Genomic DNA, 1,362 nt, shown 5'->3' on the forward strand with positions numbered 1-1,362 from the left:
GCTGCTCGAAATCTCCCTTATCGATGCTCTCATCATGGCCTCTCGGACGCCCGCGGCATTTCTCGGGCTTGAGTCCGCGCTTGGACGGATCGCGCCCGGACACCGCGCGGACCTTGTCGCCTTCAATCCGAACTTTGAAATCGTCGGCACATGGATAGGCGGTGTCGGTTCGATGGGCAGAGAACTTCACGCTGAAGATTGAAGGAGAGGACGCAAGTCGGCGGCCCGGTTCATAGCGGACCACCGACTCGCAACCGCGACACTGAGGCGGGCGGTGTTGGCCATCTCTTCCCGCTGGTGCTTGGGAAAGCCTCCAAGAGACCCGTCAAGCAACAGTGGCTGCCGTTCTCTCAGAACTCCGCAACGAAATCGCAACGAATTGGGTGAAGGGACCGTGAACAAAGCGGGACGGAAACGCCTGTCATCTCAATAAAAATCAATAACTTAGGAGATGTTCACTGCGTTCGGGACGCCGGGTTCGCAGGACGATGCCGACCTTCCGCCCATATCCACAAACAATGTCGTCGCTGGCGGTTCGGTTCTCGTATTGCCGACGGATCGGCCGACCGATCCGCCCGTTCAGGCCACCTAGCGATTTGAGATGGTTGCGGGTCCGTGGTTGTGCTGTCCGGCCCCTCGTATCGAGTGCTTGAAACCGGCCCTACCGAAGAATGTGGAGCCGAAAAGCGGTGGAGTCCAAAGAATGTGGCCCTCGATTCCATTGCCTCAGCGACGGCTCGGCATTTGGGGAAACCGTGGTAGAGCTTTTCACGTAGGGCGTGATCGCGTCCCTGATATTAGGATGACGACTACTTCTCGGTCAGCGTTTCGCTCAGGAATAGCGCGATCGCGCTTTCAAGATCCGTGGTGCTTCCATCTTCTTGCGTAACGGGCGACGTTCGGGGATAGAAATGCGTGGCGCCGGGCAAGTGCACGATCCGATGTGCAGGGACATGGCAGCATCTTGCCATTACGCTGACGGCATTTTGTTGAGCAGCGGTGGTCGCCTGGTCGATGCCGTGTCCGCGGCAGCGGAAAACTGCCCTCGCTCGACGTGGGCATCGGCGACGAGGTGCGCCGCGATCAGGTGATCGCCCGGGTCGTGCAGACCGAGACCGAGCAGCGCCTTCAGCAGGCGAGGGATGTTCTTCGCGAGCGCGAGCATGTCGAGCTCACCGGGGCGATCTCGCGCGAGATCGATGCCATGCTCCTTGTCTTTGGAGCCCCTGGCCAGCTTATCGCTGGCGGGGCAGGAGCACGGCCGGACCATCCCATTCTGATGTCCCCAGTCAAGCACACAGCGCACGGTTTCTCATCTCCACGAGGACTCATCGTGAAGTTCTTGTGCCGATGGATCGTGCA

2 protein-coding genes are annotated in these 1,362 nt (G+C 59.8%); one reads left to right on the forward strand and one right to left on the reverse strand.

The genetic code is table 11. From position 1 onward, the window contains the following. Positions 1 to 202 (forward strand): amidohydrolase family protein (locus AC0L30_RS42935; RefSeq protein WP_473406785.1); only part of this gene is annotated, 202 nt, incomplete at its 5' end. Between the two features lie 768 nt (positions 203 to 970). Here AC0L30_RS42935 and AC0L30_RS42940 read toward each other — a convergent pair. Continuing rightward, positions 971 to 1,165 carry a hypothetical protein gene (locus AC0L30_RS42940; RefSeq protein WP_473406786.1) on the reverse strand — a complete coding sequence of 65 codons (195 nt, stop codon included), beginning with the start codon at positions 1,163 to 1,165 and terminating at the stop codon, positions 971 to 973. Between the last annotated feature and the right edge of the window lie 197 nt (positions 1,166 to 1,362).

The organism is Bradyrhizobium sp. MI1.11 (genome assembly GCF_055811255.1).

Bases quoted from the DNA above. Each gene is read 5' to 3' on its own strand.
- AC0L30_RS42940 (WP_473406786.1), bottom strand. From the start codon at position 1,165: ATGCTCGCGCTCGCGAAGAACATCCCTCGCCTGCTGAAGGCGCTGCTC.